Annotated in this window: 16 protein-coding genes; 14 read left to right on the top strand and 2 right to left on the bottom strand. The window is 67.6% G+C overall.

Features of this window, described 5'->3' with window-relative positions; genetic code table 11:
• The first annotated feature begins 8 nt into the window (after nt 1-8).
• A complete protein-coding gene (locus WDLP6_RS07865; RefSeq protein WP_162591887.1) occupies nt 9-530 on the top strand; it encodes a hypothetical protein in 522 nt (173 codons plus the stop codon).
• A 1-nt stretch (nt 531) separates the two neighbouring features.
• On the opposite strand, the gene uraH is transcribed toward WDLP6_RS07865, so the two are convergent.
• Nucleotides 532-894, bottom strand: coding sequence for a hydroxyisourate hydrolase (gene uraH / locus WDLP6_RS07860; protein ID WP_162591886.1), 363 nt, complete (start codon nt 892-894; stop codon nt 532-534).
• Nucleotides 895-967: 73 nt separating this feature from the next.
• On the opposite strand from uraH, the gene WDLP6_RS07855 reads away from it, so the two are divergent.
• The 12 genes from WDLP6_RS07855 to WDLP6_RS07800 all read left to right on the top strand — a co-directional run bounded on the left by WDLP6_RS07855 (nt 968) and on the right by WDLP6_RS07800 (nt 15,291).
• Nucleotides 968-1,642, top strand: coding sequence for a GntR family transcriptional regulator (locus WDLP6_RS07855; RefSeq protein WP_162566496.1), 675 nt, complete (start codon nt 968-970; stop codon nt 1,640-1,642).
• 6 nt (nt 1,643-1,648) lie between these two features.
• Nucleotides 1,649-2,599 carry an allantoinase PuuE gene (gene puuE / locus WDLP6_RS07850; protein WP_162591885.1) on the top strand — a complete coding sequence of 317 codons (951 nt, stop codon included), beginning with the start codon at nt 1,649-1,651 and terminating at the stop codon, nt 2,597-2,599.
• A gap of 1 nt (nt 2,600) precedes the next feature.
• Nucleotides 2,601-4,379: a 2-oxo-4-hydroxy-4-carboxy-5-ureidoimidazoline decarboxylase gene (uraD, locus tag WDLP6_RS07845; protein ID WP_162591884.1), complete on the top strand. Its 1,779-nt coding sequence runs from the start codon at nt 2,601-2,603 to the stop codon at nt 4,377-4,379.
• A gap of 4 nt (nt 4,380-4,383) precedes the next feature.
• Entirely contained in the window at nt 4,384-5,607 is a 1,224-nt protein-coding gene (locus WDLP6_RS07840; RefSeq protein WP_162591883.1) for a M20 family metallopeptidase, read from the top strand.
• 116 nt (nt 5,608-5,723) lie between these two features.
• Entirely contained in the window at nt 5,724-5,945 is a 222-nt protein-coding gene (locus WDLP6_RS07835; protein WP_162566492.1) for a hypothetical protein, read from the top strand.
• A complete protein-coding gene (locus tag WDLP6_RS07830) occupies nt 5,903-7,606 on the top strand; it encodes a SulP family inorganic anion transporter (protein WP_162591882.1) in 1,704 nt (567 codons plus the stop codon). The genes WDLP6_RS07835 and WDLP6_RS07830 overlap by 43 nt, the downstream gene beginning before the upstream one ends.
• Nucleotides 7,603-8,802, top strand: coding sequence for a DUF2252 domain-containing protein (locus tag WDLP6_RS07825; protein ID WP_162591881.1), 1,200 nt, complete (start codon nt 7,603-7,605; stop codon nt 8,800-8,802). The genes WDLP6_RS07830 and WDLP6_RS07825 overlap by 4 nt, the downstream gene beginning before the upstream one ends.
• Nucleotides 8,803-9,031: 229 nt before the next feature.
• Nucleotides 9,032-10,522, top strand: coding sequence for an NCS1 family nucleobase:cation symporter-1 (locus tag WDLP6_RS07820; RefSeq protein WP_162591880.1), 1,491 nt, complete (start codon nt 9,032-9,034; stop codon nt 10,520-10,522).
• A gap of 13 nt (nt 10,523-10,535) precedes the next feature.
• Nucleotides 10,536-11,300, top strand: a complete 765-nt coding sequence (locus WDLP6_RS07815; RefSeq protein ID WP_162591879.1) for an aspartate/glutamate racemase family protein — start codon at nt 10,536-10,538, stop codon at nt 11,298-11,300.
• Between the two features lie 44 nt (nt 11,301-11,344).
• The gene (locus WDLP6_RS07810; protein ID WP_162591878.1) at nt 11,345-12,091 is read left to right on the top strand and encodes a GntR family transcriptional regulator; all 747 of its coding nucleotides are present in this window, start codon (nt 11,345-11,347) and stop codon (nt 12,089-12,091) included.
• A 136-nt stretch (nt 12,092-12,227) separates the two neighbouring features.
• Nucleotides 12,228-13,724, top strand: a complete 1,497-nt coding sequence (locus WDLP6_RS07805) for a nucleobase:cation symporter-2 family protein (protein WP_162591877.1) — start codon at nt 12,228-12,230, stop codon at nt 13,722-13,724.
• A gap of 121 nt (nt 13,725-13,845) precedes the next feature.
• Nucleotides 13,846-15,291, top strand: coding sequence for an NCS1 family nucleobase:cation symporter-1 (locus WDLP6_RS07800; RefSeq protein ID WP_162591876.1), 1,446 nt, complete (start codon nt 13,846-13,848; stop codon nt 15,289-15,291).
• A 12-nt stretch (nt 15,292-15,303) separates the two neighbouring features.
• On the opposite strand, the gene WDLP6_RS07795 is transcribed toward WDLP6_RS07800, so the two are convergent.
• Nucleotides 15,304-16,161 (bottom strand): aldo/keto reductase, encoded by an 858-nt coding sequence (locus WDLP6_RS07795; protein ID WP_162591875.1) that lies wholly within the window; start codon nt 16,159-16,161, stop codon nt 15,304-15,306.
• Between the two features lie 116 nt (nt 16,162-16,277).
• Between WDLP6_RS07795 and WDLP6_RS07790 the strand changes: the two genes are divergently transcribed.
• Complete coding sequence (locus WDLP6_RS07790) at nt 16,278-16,541, top strand: hypothetical protein (RefSeq protein ID WP_162591874.1); 264 nt, start codon at nt 16,278-16,280, stop codon at nt 16,539-16,541.
• Nucleotides 16,542-16,904: the final 363 nt, after the last annotated feature.

The raw sequence follows: 16,904 nt of genomic DNA, 5'->3' as shown, positions 1-16,904 counted from the left end.
CCGCGCCGATGAATTCCAAGCCCATGACGCGCCGCCTCGCCCGGGCTGGCGCACTGCTCTCCGCGCTCTGGCTCGCCGCCTGCGGCAGCAATCCCACCGCACCGATCGCCGGCACCGTGCCGGGACAGCTCTCGAAGGCCACGGCCAATCCCGCCGAAGCGTCCGGCCCGCGGCCATCGCCCTCGCGCGCAGCCACCGCGCGCGACTACCGGCGCGACGCGGCGCGCCACATCTATGCCGCCAACAGGAGCCGCATCTACGCCGGCAAGCTGCCGCCTCTGCTCTATGCGGTCGGCACGCTGCAGGTCAACCTCGATGCGGGCGGCAAGGTGCTCTCGATGCACTGGCTGCGCGCGCCCACGCATGCGCCCGATGCGATCGCCGAGACCGAACGCATGGTGCTGCAGGCCTCGCCCTTCCCCGCCGCGACGCAGCTGGGCAAGGTCACCTGGACCGATACCTGGCTGTGGGACGACGAAGGTCACTTTCAACTCGATACGCTCAGCGAAGGCCAGCAAGTGGGGGACTGACTCAGGACCCGCGGTAGGTCGAATAGCTCCACGGGCTGACCAGCAGCGGCACATGGTAGTGCTCGTCGGTGTGCGCGACGCCGAAGTCGAGCGCGACGCGGTTCAGGAAGTTCGGCTCCGGCAGCTGCACGCCGCGCGCCTTGAAGTAGCCCGCGACATCGAACACCAACCGGTAGGTGCCCGCGCGCAACGTGCTGTTGTCGTAGAGCGGCGCGTCGCTGCGGCCGTCCGCGTTCAGCGTGAAGCGCCGCACCAGCGTGGCACGCGCGTCTTCTTCCGTGCCGTCGGTGGTGAACAGCGCGACCTGCATGCCGGCCGCCGGGCCGCCGTGCATGGTGTCCAGTACGTGGGTGCTCAGGCCCATGGAGTGCTCCTTCGGTGCATTCGGGAAATTACGGTCGACAAAAGTGTATACAGTTATAGGCTTTGGGTCTATCATGAAAAACATGGACTCGACCACCACCCGCGCGATCGTCGACGCGCTGACCAAAGCCATTGTGGAGCACCGCCTGCAGCCCGGCAGCAAGCTGGCCGAGCAGAAGCTGGCCGACCACTTCGGCGTCTCCCGCACGCTGGTGCGGCAGGCCCTTTTCCAGCTGTCGCAGAACAAGCTGATCCGGCTCGAACCCGCGCGCGGCGCCTTCGTCGCGGCGCCCGCGGTCGACGAGGCCCGGCAGGTGTTCGCGGTGCGCCGCATGCTGGAGGCCGAGATGACGCGCGCCTTCGTGCGCAGCGTGACGCCGGCCAAGATCAAGGCGCTGAAGGAGCATGTCGCGCTCGAGAAAGCCGCCGTGTCCGGCGAGGACATCTCCGGCCGCACCGAGCTGCTCGGCGACTTCCACGTGCGCATGGCCGAGCTGATGGGCAACACCGTGCTGGCCCAGATCCTCGGCGAGCTGATCTCGCGCTGCGCGCTCATTACGCTGATGTACCAGAGCGCCACGGCCGCCGAGCATTCGAACGACGAGCATGCCGACATCGTGAAGGCGCTCGCCGCCCGCGACGAGGAGCGCGCCGTCAAGCTCATGACCGATCACCTGATGAACGTCGAGGCCAACCTCACCTTCGACCGCAAAGTCCCGACCCACGACATCTCCCTTGCACTGGCCTGAATACCCATGAGCAGCTACGACACCACCCTGTCCTATCCGCGCGACCTGGTCGGCTACGGCCGCAACCCGCCGCATGCGCAATGGCCCGGCCGGGCGCGCATCGCAGTGCAGTTCGTTCTCAACTACGAGGAAGGCAGCGAGAACTGCGTGCTGCACGGCGACGCGGGCTCCGAGCAATTCCTCTCCGAGATGTTCAATCCCGCGAGCTTCCCGGACCGCCACATCAGCATGGAAGGGATCTACGAGTACGGCTCGCGCGCGGGCGTCTGGCGCATCCTGCGCGAGTTCGAGAAGCGCGGCCTGCCGCTGACGGTGTTCGGCGTCGGCATGGCGCTGGAGCGCTATCCCGAGATCGCGGTCGCCTTCAAGGAACTCGGCCACGAGATCGCCTGCCACGGCTGGCGATGGATCCATTACCAGAACCTCGACGAGGCCACCGAACGCGAGCACATGCGCCTGGGCATGGAAGCCATCGAGCGCACCACCGGCGAGCGCGCCCTCGGCTGGTACACCGGCCGCGACAGCCCGCGCACACGCCGCCTGGTGGCCGACTACGGCGGCTTCGAATACGACAGCGACTACTACGGCGACGACCTGCCCTTCTGGATGAAGGTGCGCAAGACCGACGGCGAGGTCGTGCCGCAGCTGATCGTTCCCTACACGCTCGATTGCAACGACATGCGCTTCGCGCTGCCGCAGGGCTATTCGCACGCCGACCCGTTCTTCCAGTACATGAAGGACAGCTTCGACGCGCTCTATGCCGAAGGCGACGAGGCGCCCAAGATGATGAGCATCGGCATGCACTGCCGCCTGCTCGGACGGCCCGGGCGCATCACGGCGCTGCAGCGCTTCCTGGACCACATTGCCGCGCACGACCGCGTCTGGGTCTGCCGCCGGCTCGACATCGCGCGGCACTGGAAGACACAGCATCCCTACGTCGCGACCCACGGAGACTGACATGGCCCTCACCCTCGACCAATTGAATGCAGCCTCGCCCGGCCAGGCCGCCGCGCTGCTCGACGGCGTCTACGAGCATTCGCCATGGATCGCCGCCAAGGCGCTTGCGACGCGGCCCTTCCGCTCGCTCGCGCACCTCAAGTACGCGCTGGCGCAGGCCGTGACGGCCGCATCGCAAGACGAGAAGCTCGGCCTGATCCGCGCCCACCCCGAACTCGCGGGCAAGGCCATGGTGAGCAAGAGCCTCACGGCCGAATCGACGAACGAACAGAGCAAGGCGGGCCTCACCGATTGCACGCCCGAGGAGTTCGCGAAGATCCGGCAGCTCAATGCCGACTACAACGCCAAGTTCGGCTTTCCCTTCATCCTCGCGGTGCGCGGACCGCGCGGCACGGGTCTGGCCAAGCGCGAGATCATCGAGACCTTCGAACGCCGGCTGCACCACCATCCGGCCTTCGAGCTCGGCGAAGCGCTGCGCAACATCCACCGCATCGCGGAGATCCGCCTGGACGACAAGTTCGATGCCGAGCCGGTGCTCGGCAACGAGGTCTGGGACTGGCACGAAGCGCTCGCGAAGCACACCGATCCGGGCTATGCCGAGAAGGGCCAGCTCACCGTGACCTACCTGACCGACGCGCACCGCGCCTGCGCGCAGCAGATCGCCGAGGGCATGCGCGAGGCCGGCTTCGACAGCGTGCAGATCGACGCCGTGGGCAACGTGGTCGGCCGCTACGAAGCCGCCACGCCGGATGCGAAGACGCTGCTGACCGGCTCGCACTACGACACCGTGCGCAACGGCGGCAAGTACGACGGCCGGCTCGGCATCTTCACGCCGATGGCCTGCGTGCGCGAACTCCAGCGGCAGAAGCGCCGCCTGCCCTTCGCCTTCGAGGTGGTGGGTTTCGCGGAAGAAGAAGGCCAGCGCTACAAGGCCACCTTCCTCGGCTCCGGCGCGCTGACCGGCCATTTCAACCCGGCCTGGCTCGACCAGAAGGACGCCGACGGCATCACGATGCGCGAGGCGCGCGCCCATGCCGGATTGAAGGACGAGGAGATCGCCGGCCTCGAGCGCGATCCGTCGCGCTACCTCGGTTTCGTCGAGGTGCACATCGAGCAGGGGCCGGTGCTCACCGAGCTCGATCTGCCGCTGGGCATCGTCACCTCGATCAACGGCGGCCTGCGCTACGTCGGCGAAGTGATCGGCATGGCCAGCCACGCCGGCACCACGCCGATGGGCCGCCGCAACGATGCCGCGGCCGCGGTGGCCGAGCTGATCCTGTTCGCCGAACAGCGCGCCGCGAAGGACGGCGACTCGGTCGCCACCGTCGGCATGCTCGAGGTGCCGAGCGGTTCGATCAACGTGGTGCCCGGGCGCTGCAAGTTCAGCCTCGACCTGCGCGCGCCGAACGATCCGCAGCGCGACGCGATGGTGGCCGACGTGATGGCGGCGCTCAAGGAAATCTGCGATCGCCGCGGCGTGCGCTACGTGCTCGAGGAATCGATGCGTGCCGCGGCCGCGCCGAGCGCGCCCGAATGGCAGCAGCGCTGGGAGAAGGCGGTCGACGCGCTCGGCGTGCCGCTCTTTCGCATGCCCAGCGGCGCCGGCCACGATGCGATGAAGCTGCATGAAGTGATGCCGCAGGCCATGCTGTTCGTGCGCGGCATCAATTCGGGCATCAGCCACAACCCGCTCGAATCGAGCACCAACGACGACATCCAGCTGGGAGTGCAAGCGTTCCAGCTGCTGCTCGACAACCTGGCCTCCGAACAGGCCCACTGACACCATGACCGACTACCAAAAACTCGACGCCTGGATCGATGCCCACTTCGACGAGGAGGTGCAGTTCCTCCAGCAACTGGTGCGCGTGCCGACCGACACACCGCCCGGCAACAACGCACCGCATGCCGAGCGCACGGCCGAGCTGCTGAAGGACTTCGGCTTCGAGGCCGAGAAGCACGCCGTGCCCGAGCAGGAAGTGAAGGACTACGGGCTCGAATCGATCACCAACCTGATCGTGCGCCGCAAGTACGGCGAAGGCCTCACCATTGCACTCAATGCGCACGGCGACGTGGTGCCGCCCGGCGAAGGCTGGGCACACGATCCCTATGGGGGCGAGATCGATGGCGGCAGCCTCTACGGCCGCGCCGCAGCGGTCAGCAAGAGCGATTTCGCGAGCTTCACCTTCGCGCTGCGCGCGCTCGAAGCGGTCGCACGGCCCGCCAAGGGCAGCATCGAACTGCACTTCACCTACGACGAGGAATTCGGCGGCCTCCTCGGGCCGGGCTGGCTGCTGAAGAAGGGCCTCACCAAGCCCGACCTGATGATCGCGGCCGGCTTCAGCTACGAGGTCGTCACGGCCCACAACGGCTGCCTGCAGATGGAAGTGACGGTGCACGGCAAGATGGCGCATGCGGCCGTTCCGAGCACCGGGGTCGACGCGCTGCAGGGCGCGGTGCACATCCTCAACGCGCTCTATGCGCAGAACGTGCTCTACCGGCAGGTGACGTCGAAGGTCGAGGGCATCACGCACCCGTACCTCAACGTCGGCCGCATCGACGGCGGCACCAACACCAACGTGATCCCCGGCAAGGTCGTGTTCAAGCTCGACCGCCGCATGATCCCCGAGGAGAACCCGGCGCAGGTCGAGGCCACGATCCGCAAGGTCATCGCCGACGCGGCGGCCGAGCGCAGCGGCATCACGGTCGAGATCCGGCGCATGCTTCTCGCCAATTCGATGAAGCCGCTGGCGGGCAACAAGCCGCTGGTCGAGGCGATCCAGAAGCATGGCGAGGCGGTCTTCGGCGAGCCGATCAAGGCGATGGGCACGCCGCTCTACACCGACGTGCGGCTGTATGGCGAGGCCGGCATCCCGGGTGTGATCTACGGTGCCGGGCCACGCACGGTGCTGGAGTCGCATGCCAAGCGCAACGACGAGCGCGTGCTGCTGGAAGACCTGCGGCGCGCCACCAAGGTGATCGCGCGCACGCTCGGCGACCTGCTCGGCTGACGGACGGGCGCGCGGCATCGGCCGCCGCGCCTTTACAGATGGATGCATGGAAGGGTCAACAGGCCGTTCGCATGCGGCGTTGGAGATGCCATGTCGTCCATCGGGAGAATCTCGTCATGAGGCTCATCGTTCTGAGTTCAGCGCTGGCAGCCGCGCTTCTGGCCGGCTGCGTGGTGCAACCCGCGGTGCCCTACGCCGGCTATGAAGCGCCGCCGGGCGTGGCCTATGTCGCACCCACCTACGCAATTCCGGGGCCGGGTTTCGTGTGGGCCTATCACCCGCGTTATGGTTGGGGATGGCATCACCCCCAACAGGGCTGGCACCGAGGCTGGCGCTGAACCCGCCCGGCGCATCGCCCTGGCAGGACCTCGCCGCCGGCCTGTGCGTCGCGGGCTTGCTGATCCCCGAGGCCGTCGCATACGCAGGCCTCGCCCATCTTCCGGCCGTCCACGCGCTGACCGCGGCGATGATCGGTCTCGCGCTGTACGCCGCGCTCGGGCGCAGCCGCTTCGCCATCGTGGCGCCGACCTCGTCGACGGCGGTGCTGTCGGCCGCGGCGGCGATGTCGATCGCCGCGCCGGGCGCGTCGGCGGATCCGGCTGCGTATGCCGGCGCCTTCACGGCCCTGGTGCTGATGGCCGGCGTGGTGCTGGTGCTGCTGGCCTGGGCGCGACAGGGGCAGCTCTCCGCCTTCGTGTCGCGGCCGGTGCTGCGCGGGTTCGCCTTCGCACTCGCGATCACCATCGTGATCAAGCAGTTGCCCGATGCCTTCGGCTTCGCTTTGCCGCAGAAGGCCGGCGCAGACCCTTTCCATGCGCTGCTGTTCGCCGTCACCCACGTGCGCGAATGGCATGTGCCCACGGTCGCGGTCGCGCTGCTTGCGGGCGCCCTGATCGCGGGCCTGAAACGATGGCCCCGGGTGCCGGCATCGATGCTGGTGATCGCGCTGGCGATCGCGGCCGCGTACGGGCTCGACCTGAAGGCGCTCGGCGTGGCGGAAGTCGGCGTGATCGAAGCGCCGGGTTTCCATTTCGACGTGCCGCGGCTGCCGTGGGCCGAGTGGGTGACGGCCGGCGAGCTCGCCGTCGGCCTGGTCGTGCTGATCTTCGCCGAGTCGTGGGGCAGCATGCGGACGATGGCACTGGCCCACGGCGACACGCTGGATGCCAACCGTGAGCTGATGGTGCTGGGCGCATGCAACATCGGCGCCGCCTTGTTCCAGGGCATGCCGGTGGGCGCCGGCTTCTCGGCGACCTCGGCCAATGCGGCCGCGGGCGCGAGCAGCCGATGGGCTGGCGTGGCGGCGCTGGTCGCGGTCGGCCTGGCGGTGGCCTTCGCGCTGCCGGCGGTGCATCTGCTGCCGCGCCCGGTGCTGGCGGTCGCGGTGATCAGCGCGCTGTGGCATGCGCTGTCGGCGCGGCCGCTGTTGACGACCTGGCGCATGAATCGCGACCGCCTGTTGATCGTCGGCGCGGTGGCGGCCGTGCTCTTCTTCGGCGTGCTGTACGGCATGTTGATCGCGATCGCGCTGTCGCTGCTGGCCGCGCTGCGGCGCTTCAGCCAGCCGGTGGTGCACGAGCTCGGCGAGCTCGGCGCGACGCGCAATTTCGTCGCGCTCGATGGCCATTCGGGCGCGGCCGCGGTGCCGGGGCTGCTGGTCCTGCGGCCGGAGGAGCCCCTGTTCTTCGCCTGTGCCGAGCGCGTCGTCTCGACCATCCTCCGCAAGCTCGAGGACCGCGACGATCTGCGCGTCGTGGTCCTCAGCCTCGAGGAGAGTTCAGACCTCGACAGCACGGCCGCCGAGTGCCTGCTCGAACTGAACCAGCATCTGCGCGGAAGCGGACGCTCGCTCGTGCTGGCCCGCGTCAAGGAGCCGGTGCGCGATCTGCTGCATTTCCTGGACCCCGACGGCCTCGGCCGCACGGATGGCATGTTCTGGAGCGTCGACGATGCCGTGCAGGCCGCGCGCGCCGCGCAGCAACCGAAAGGACAGGCATGAACGTCGTGCGCCGCATGCAGGCCTTCAACGCCGGCCGGGATCCCGAGCGCCTGCAGATCAAGTACCGGCTGATGCGCGCCAGCGCCTTTGCGTTCCTGCGCGGGACCGACCATCTGTTCTACGAGCGCCTGCCGCGCGGCGGCCTGTTCAGGACGGCGCCGCGGGTCTGGGCCTGCGGCGATCTGCACCTGGAGAACTTCGGCAGCTACAAGGGCGACAACCGCCTCGTCTATTTCGACATCAACGACTTCGACGAAGCGATACTGGCGCCGGCCAGCTGGGACCTCGTGCGCCTGCTGGCCAGCCTGCGCGTCGGCGCCGACAGCCTGTCGATCAGCCCGCGCGAAGCGAGCGCGCTGTGCAAGGATTTCCTGCAGGCCTATGTCTCTTCCCTGGCCGAGGGAAAGGCGTACTGGGTCGAACGCGACACGGCGCATGGCCTGGTCCGGGAACTGCTCGACGGCCTGCGCCATCGGCCGCGCGCCCGGCTTCTCGCTGCGCGCACCACGGTCCGGCGCGGCCGGCGCGTGCTGCGCGTCGACGGCAAGAAGGCGCTTCCCGCGACGGCGGCGCAGCGCGCGGCGATCGGCGAATGCATGGCCGCGTTCGCCGCCAGGCAGTCCGACCCTGCCTTCTACGAAGTGATCGACGTCGCGCGCCGCATCGCGGGCACCGGCAGCCTCGGCGTGGACCGCTTCGCGGTTCTGGTCCAGGGCAAGGGATCGCCGGACGGCCACTACCTGCTCGACCTCAAGCAAACGCTGCCTTCCTCGCTGGCGCCGTACCTGACGGTGCCGCAGCCGGCGTGGGAATCGCAGGCGCACCGCGTGGTCGCATTGCAGCGGCGCGTTCAGGCCGTCTCGATGGCCTTCCTGCAGCCCGTGCTCTTCGGCGGGGGTTCCTACGTGCTGCGCGGCCTGCAGCCGTCCGAGGACCGCATGACGCTGGACCGCTCGCAGCGCTCGATGACCGAACTGGCGCAGGCGCTGCAGGTGATGGGCCGCGTGGTCGCATGGGGCCAGCTGCGCAGCGCCGGCCGCGACGGCTCGGCCACGGCCGATGAACTGGTCGCCTTCGCGCAACGCAGGAAATGGCAGGCCGAGCTGCTCGAACTGTCGCAGGACTGCGCGAACCAGGTCCGCAAGGACTGGGCGACCTTCAGCAGCGCATTCGACGATCGCGCATTCGACGGCTGACCGCGACGACCCTCGCGCGGACGCTGCCTGCAATCCATGGACGGCTGCCGTCGCCGGTCCATGGCACGCCAGTTGCTTCACCATCCACAAGGGTAAACACCGAACTCGCAGTTCAAGTTTGTCCTTGATTGCACCCATTTTTTGTATACAAATAACGGGTGCAATTCAAGACACCGGACATCCGGTCCGGACGTCTTTCCAACCGCCCCACCCGACGAGGAGTCCATCCGTGAACACAGCCGTCAGTCAAGGAACCATCGAGCTGCCCCTTCCCAACCATGCATCGCCCGCCGAATCGAATGCGCTGATCAAGCCGGGCTACGACCCGCGCCTGACCAACGAGGACCTCGCACCGCTGCGCACGCAGACCTGGGGCCAATACAACATCTTCGCCTTCTGGATGTCCGACGTGCACAGCGTCGGCGGCTACATCACGGCCGGCAGCCTGTTCGCACTCGGCCTGTCGAGCTGGCAGGTGCTGGTGTCGCTGCTGGTGGGCATCTGCATCGTGCAGTTCTTCTGCAACCTTGTGGCCAAGCCCAGCCAGATCACGAGCACGCCCTATCCGGTGGTCTGCCGCGCGCCCTTCGGCGTGCTGGGCGCCAACATCCCGGCCGTGATCCGCGGGCTGATCGCGGTCGCCTGGTATGGCGTGCAGACCTATCTGGCCTCGGGTGCCTTCATGGTGCTGGCGCTGCATTTCTTCCCGGGCCTCTCCGCCTATGCGGATGTCGCGAAGCATGGCTTCGTCGGCCTGTCGGCGCTGGGCTGGATCTCGTTCATGGTGATGTGGGTGCTGCAGGCCTTCGTCTTCTGGCACGGCATGGAGGCCATCCGCCGCTTCATCGACTGGGCCGGCCCTGCCGTGTACGTCGTGATGGCGATGCTGTGCGCCTGGCTGGTCTGGAAGGCCGGCTGGAGCCGCATCGACATGCGCCTGGGCGGCGTCAAGTTCGAGGGATGGGACGCCCTGCCGGTGATGCTGAGCGCGATCGCCCTGGTGGTCAGCTACTTCAGCGGCCCGATGCTCAATTTCGGCGACTTCTCGCGCTACGCCAAGAGCTTCGACGCGGTGAAGAAGGGCAACTTCTGGGGCCTGCCGGTCAACTTCCTGTTCTTCTCGCTGCTGTCGGTCATCACCACGGCGGCGACCCTGCCCGTGTTCGGCGAGCTGATCACCGACCCGGTGCACACCGTGGCGCGGATCGACAGCACCACGGCCGTCGTGCTGGGCGCGCTGACCTTCATGATCGCGACCGTCGGCATCAACATCGTGGCCAACTTCGTCTCGCCCGCGTTCGATTTCTCCAACGTCAATCCGCAGAAGATCAGCTGGCGCACGGGCGGCATGATCGCCGCCGTCGGCTCGGTCTTCATCACGCCCTGGAACCTGTACAACAACCCCGAGGTGATCCACTACACGCTGGACATCCTGGGCTCTTTCATCGGTCCGCTGTTCGGCATCCTGATCGCCGACTTCTACGTGGTGCGCAAACAGCGCGTGAACGTCGACGCGCTCTACACCCTCAACCCGGCCGGCGAATACTGGTATCGCAACGGCTACAACCCCCGCGCCATCTGGGCGCTGATCCCGGCGGCGCTGGTGCCGATCCTGTGCGTGATGGTGCCCACCCTTCGCGGCGCGGCCAACTACGCCTGGTTCATCGGCACCGGCTTGGGCTTCGCGGCCTATCTGCTGCTCAACGCCCGCAAGCGCTGAGCGAGGACTTTTCATGCGCATCAAGATCATCAATCCCAACACCACCTGGAGCATGACCGAGAAGATCGGTGCCTGCGCGCGATCCGTCGCCCGGCCCGGCACCGAGATCGTGGCGGTCAGCCCCTCGATGGGGCCGGCCTCGATCGAGAGCCACTACGACGAGGCGCTCGCCGTGCCCGGCCTGCTGCAGGAGATCGCCGCCGGCGAGCGCGAGGGCATCGACGGCTACGTGATCGCCTGCTTCGGCGACCCGGGCCTGAAGGCAGCGCGCGAACTGGCGCGCGGACCGGTGGTCGGCATCGCCGAGGCGGCCATGCATCTGGCCAGTCTGGTCGGCAGCAGCTTCAGCGTGGTAACCACGCTCGGCCGCACCGTCGGACAGGCCTGGCACCTGGCCGAGGCCTACGGCATGAAGCGCTTCTGCGCCAACGTGCGGGCCTGCGAGATCGCGGTGCTCGAACTGGAAGCGCCGGACTCGAAGGCACGCGAACGCATCATCGACGAATGCCGGCGCGCACTGGACGAGGACGGCTCCGACACCATCGTGCTCGGCTGCGCCGGCATGGCCGACCTCTGCGAGCACATCGGGCAGGTGCTCGGGGTGCCGGTGGTCGACGGCGTGGCGGCGGGCACGCAGCTGATCGAATCGCTGGTCAGCCTGCGACTTCGCACCAGCAAGCGCGGCGAGCTGGCGCATCCGCTGTCCAAGCCGGTGACCGGACTGCTCGAAGGCTTCACGCTGCCGGCCAGGACACCGCCCCTGAAACGCGCAGCCTGAAGCCGGGCGTGCGGCCCGCGCCGTCGGTCGTCCACAATCGCCCCATGCCACGCGTCGCCAAAGCACCTACGTCCCCGACCCCTCCGAGCAGCGCCAGCCCCGCCGTGCCCGACAAGAGCGCCACCATCGAAGGCATCGCGCAGGACATCGCCACGGCCATCGTCGAAAAGCGCCTGCCGCCCGGCACCTGGCTGCGCGAAGAGGCGCTGGGCCGCGTCTATGCGGTCAGCCGCACCAAGATCCGCGCGGCCCTGCTGACGCTGTCCAAGGAGAAGCTGATCGAGATGATTCCCGACAAGGGCGCCTTCGTCAGCAAGCCCAGCGTGCAGGAGGCGCGCGAGGTGTTCGGCGTGCGGCGGCTGCTCGAGAGCGAGGTGGTGCGGCTGTTCGTCGCGCGGGGCCGGCCCGCCGACTACAAGGCGCTGGAGCAGCACATCCAGTTCGAGCGCACCGCGCTGCGCGCCACCACGACCACCGGCACGGTGCGCGAGAAACTGCTGGGCGATTTCCACGTCGCGCTGGCCGAGGCCACCGGCAACCACACGCTGGCCGAGCTGATCCGCGAGCTGGTCGCGCGCAGCTCGCTGATCGCGATGCTCTACCACTCCTCCAACGACCCGCATTGCTCGTCGGACGAGCACGCGGAATTCCTGCGCGTGTGCCGCAGCGGCAATGCCGATGCGGCCGTCGCCAACATGACCAGCCACCTGCTGCGCATCGAGGCCAACCTGCAGCTCGAGACCGGCGCACCGGACCGCCAGCTCGACCTCGTCAAGGCGCTGCTGGCCTGAAACGTGCGAGGGGTGGTCCGCGTGTCCGTCACGCGGGCCGGAAGTGCGGGTTTTCCGCCATACGGCTTGCGAACTGAAGTGTATACAGTTTGGCGTACAAAATAACGCCGTTCGCCACGGCACCTGGAGATCCTCAATGACCGCTTCTTCCGTGACCGTCTCTTCGTCCGTTCATCCGGTCGACCAGCGACTGCCGGCCGGCAAGCTCGCCGCGCTCGGTCTGCAGCACGTGCTCGTGATGTACGCCGGCGCCGTGGCCGTGCCGCTGATCGTCGGCCGTGCGCTCAACCTCAGCCCGCACGAGGTCGCGCTGCTGATCTCGGCCGACCTGTTCTGCTGCGGCATCGCAACGCTGATCCAGGCGCTCGGCGCCACGCAGTGGTTCGGCATCCGGCTGCCGGTGATGATGGGCGTGACCTTCGCCTCGGTCGCGCCGATGGTCGCGATCGCCAACGCCAATCCGGGCCAGGCCGGCGCGCAGCTGCTGTTCGGCGCGATCATCGGCGCCGGCGTGGTGTCGATCCTGATCGCGCCGCTGGTCTCGCGCATGCTGCGCTTCTTTCCGCCGGTGGTGACCGGCACCATCATCGCGGTCATCGGCATCAGCCTGATGCGCGTGGGCATCAACTGGATCTTCGGCAACCCGGTGGGCCCGACCGCGCCGGCGCTGGTGGACCCGGTCTATGCCAAGTGGCTGGCCGACGTCACCTCGCCCGGCTCCGCGGTGCCGCCGATCCCCAAGGGCCTGTCGATCGTGCCTTCGGTGCCCAACCCCAAGTACGCCGACATGGGCGGCCTCGGCATCGCGGCGCTGGTGCTGGTGTCGATCCTGCTCATCGTCAAGTACGCCAAGGGTTTCGTGGCCAACATCTCGGTGCTGCTGGGCATCGTGATCGGCGCCGTCGTGGCCTCGGTCTTCGGCTTCATGACCTTCGAGAAGGTGGCCCGCGCGGACTGGGTCGACATCGTGCTGCCCTTCCATTTCGGCATGCCGCAGTTCGATCCGGTCCTGATCCTGACGATGACGCTGATCATGATCGTGGTGATGATCGAATCGACCGGGATGTTCCTCGCGCTCGGCGAGATGACCGACCGCCGAATCGACCAGAAGGACCTCGCGCGCGGCCTGCGCACCGACGGCCTGGGCACGCTGATCGGCGGCATCTTCAACACCTTCCCCTACACCAGCTTCTCGCAGAACGTCGGGCTGGTGGCGGTGACCGGCATCAAGAGCCGCTACGTCTGCGTGGCCGGCGGCGCGATCCTGATCGTGCTCGGCCTTCTGCCCAAGATGGCGGCGCTGATCGAGTCGCTGCCCACCGTGGTGCTGGGCGGTGCCGGCCTGGTGATGTTCGGCATGGTCGCGGCCACCGGCATCCGCATCCTCTCGGGCGTGGACTTCAAGGGCAACCGCCACAACGCGATGATCGTCGCGGTGTCCCTCGGCGTCGGCATGATTCCGCTGATCGCACCCAACTTCAAGCAATGGATGCCGCACGCGATCCACTCGCTGGTGGAGTCCGGAATCTTGCTTGCGTCCGTCGCCGCCGTAGTGCTCAATCTGTTCCTGAACGGCGCGAAGCACGACGAGGCTGCCATCATCACGGCCGCCAAGCAGGCCGAAGCGCATTAAGGCTCGCCCCCAGGCTTGCCCACTTCGTGTGGCCGCCAACCCCCCGGACCGGCAGAGCCGGATCCGCGGTGTTCCTTGAATTGGATGAAATCGGACCGATCGGCTTACTCAGGAGAGACTCATGCAAGGCAACAGCCCCCATGGCATTCCCGGCGCCGATCCGCGCCTCATCAACGAGGATCTCGCGCCCGTCACCGGTGCGAAGAAAACCTGGACTTCGTACAGCGTGTTCGCCATGTGGATGTCCGACGTGCACAGCGTCGGCGGCTACACCTTCGCGGCCAGCCTGTTCCTGCTCGGGCTGTCGGGCTGGCAGGTGTTCGCGGCGCTGGTGATCGGCATCGGCATCGTGAACGTGCTGATGAACTGGATCGGCCGGCCGAGCCAGCAGCATGGCATCCCGTTCCCGGTGATGGCGCGCGTGAGCCTGGGCGTGATGGGCGCCAACTTCGCGGCCACGATCCGCGGCGTGGTCGGCATCGTCTGGTATGGCGTGCAGACCTACTTCGCATCGAAGGCGGTGGCCACGCTGGTGCTGGTGTTCTTTCCGGCGGCGGCCTCGCTGCAGGCCACCAGCATCCTGCGGCTGGACCTGCTGGGCTGGGGCTGCTTCCTGTTCATGTGGATCTTCCAGCTCCTGATCTTCCAGCGCGGCATGGAAGCGATCCGCAAGTTCATCGACTTCTGCGGCCCGGCGGTCTATGTGGTGATGTTCCTTCTGATGGGCTGGATCCTCTGGAAGGCGGGCTGGGACGCGCTCGACCTCACGCTCGGCGACAAGGTGCTGACGGGCTCGGAATCCTTCATCGCGATGGGCAGCGCGATTCTGCTGGTGGTGGCCTACTTCGCGGCGCTGTTGCTGAACTTCGGCGACTTCTCCCGCTTCGCGAAGACCGAGCGCGACATGAAGGTCGGCAACTTTCTGGGCCTGCCGCTCAACTTCATCCTGTTCGCGATCATCGTGGTGGTCGTCACCGCCGGCAGCGCCAAGGTGTTCGGCCACATGATCATGGACCCGGTCGAGATCGTCGGCAAGATCGACAACAAGCTGGCCGTGGTGCTGGGCAGCGTGACCTTCGTGATCGCGACCATGGGCATCAACATCGTGGCCAACTTCGTCTCGCCGGCCTACGACATCGCCAACCTGTTCCCGCGCCATGTGGACTTCAAGAAGGGCGGACTCATCGCCTCCATCCTCGCGGTGATCGTGTGCCCGTGGATCTTCGTCGACAGCCCGAAGGCGATCACCGTGTTCGTGAGCATCTTCGGCGCCGTGCTGGCACCGATGTTCGGCGTCATGGTGGCCGACTTCTACCTGCTCAAGAAGCAGGTGGTCGACGTGCAGCAGCTCTACACGATGGCGCCCGGCGGCCGCTACCACTACGACGGCGGCTGGAACAAGGTCGGCCTGGTCGCGCTCGGCCTGGCCGGTGTGATCTCGGTCGGCTGGGAGTTCTCCACGCAGCTCTTCAAGGTACTGCCCGAGAACAACTTCGGCTGGGTCATCGGCGCCGTGGCCGGTGCACTGATCTACATGCTGATGATGCGCGGCGCCAAGCGCACCTGAGGCGGCGCGGACTCAGATCATCGCCAGCGGCCTCTTGCCGCGCGGCGGTGGATGCAGGCGATCGATGGCCGCGAGCGCCTCGGAGCCGAGCGTCAGTTCGGCCGCGGCGAGGTTCTCGCGCAGATGGGCTTCGTGCACCGCCTTCGGAATCGCGACGACACCCGGCTGCGCCACGGCCCAGGCGAGCGCGAGCTGCGCGGCGGTGACGCCGAATCCTTCGGCCATCGCAGCCATGCCCTTGTCGGTGGCCAATGCGCCCTGGTCGATCGGGCTGTACGCCATCAGCGGCATCCTTCGCGCACGCTGCCAGGGCAACAGGCTGAATTCGGGCCCGCGTTCGGCCACCGAGTAGTAGACCTGGTTCACGGCGCAATCCGGCGTCGCGCCGCACACGGCCGCGAGCCCTTCCATGTCGTCGGTGTCGAAGTTGCTGACGCCCCAGTGCCCGATGCGCCCCGCGGCCACCAGCGCGCGCATCGCTTCGCAGGTGTGCGCCAGCGGATGCTCGCCGCGCCAGTGCAGCAGATAGAGATCGATGCGGTCCAGCCCCAGCCGCGCCAGGCTGCGCGCACAGGCCGCGGACGTGCCCTTGCGGCTGGCGTTGTGCGGATAGACCTTGCTGACGATGAAGAGCTCCTCGCGCTTCACGTCGCCGGCGCGCAAGGCCTCGGTCAGCGCCTGGCCCACCACCTCCTCGGCACCGCCCTCACCGTACATCTCGGCGGTGTCGATGAGGCGATAACCCATCGCGATCGCGGCGCGCACCGCGGCCACTTCGGCCGCGCGCCGGCCCGGCGTTTCGCCCATCCGCCAGGTGCCGAGGCCGAGCACCGGCATCGTGCCGCCCGTGGACAGTTCGAGAGATCGCATCGCAGCTCCTTGTGTGCGTGAGGCTAGGCCTTCGTTCATAGGCCGTCCGGGAACTGGCGCCGGCCGGGTACATCGCCGACCATGGACAGCTCCCGAGAGAACCGGATCCCGCAGCCATGTCCGCCAACGACAACATCCTAGTGGCTTCGCTCGTGCTGTTCGCCGCGTTGAATCTCGCCGGGCACCACGGCGGCGAACGCGAGCACGAGCGCGAGCGCGAACCTGCACCGCAGGAAGTCACCGAGATGATCGATGAAGCCCTGACCTTCCCTGCCGCCGGCGACGACCTCACCATGTACATCAGCGGCCGCTTCACCGAGCGGGACGGGCGCATCGTCCAGCTGCCCGCCGACGCTGCGCCCGCGACGCCTGTGCTCTGAGCGGCTGCACCATCTCGATCGCGGCGCGCACCGCGGCCACTTCGGCTGCGCATCCACCCGACGTCGCCCCACCTTGGCGAGTAAGCATATTCAGTTTTTTATGGAACAGCGGCTTGAGCCGGCGTTACGAAAAGCGAGGAATTCATTCATCACCACTCTTCTTCAACGAGGTGCTGCATCGCAGCCTGGATCTTTCATGAGACATATCACCGTCAAGGTTCCGGGGGACTCGCCTGGCGCCATACGCCCTGTCGAACCCGACACCACGAACAAGCCGGCTCCGTTGAAGCTCCGCGTCGCTCCAGATGGCGCTTCCTTTGCCCATACCCCACGGTCTTCGCGACCCCGACGTTCCGAAGCGGC

Origin of the sequence: Variovorax sp. PBL-E5, from assembly GCF_901827185.1 — a bacterium.
In the GTDB taxonomy this organism is placed as follows: Bacteria; Pseudomonadota; Gammaproteobacteria; order Burkholderiales; family Burkholderiaceae_C; genus Variovorax.
The sequence above is the reverse complement of the archived record's forward strand: the minus strand, read 5'-3'. Positions and strand labels throughout refer to the sequence as shown.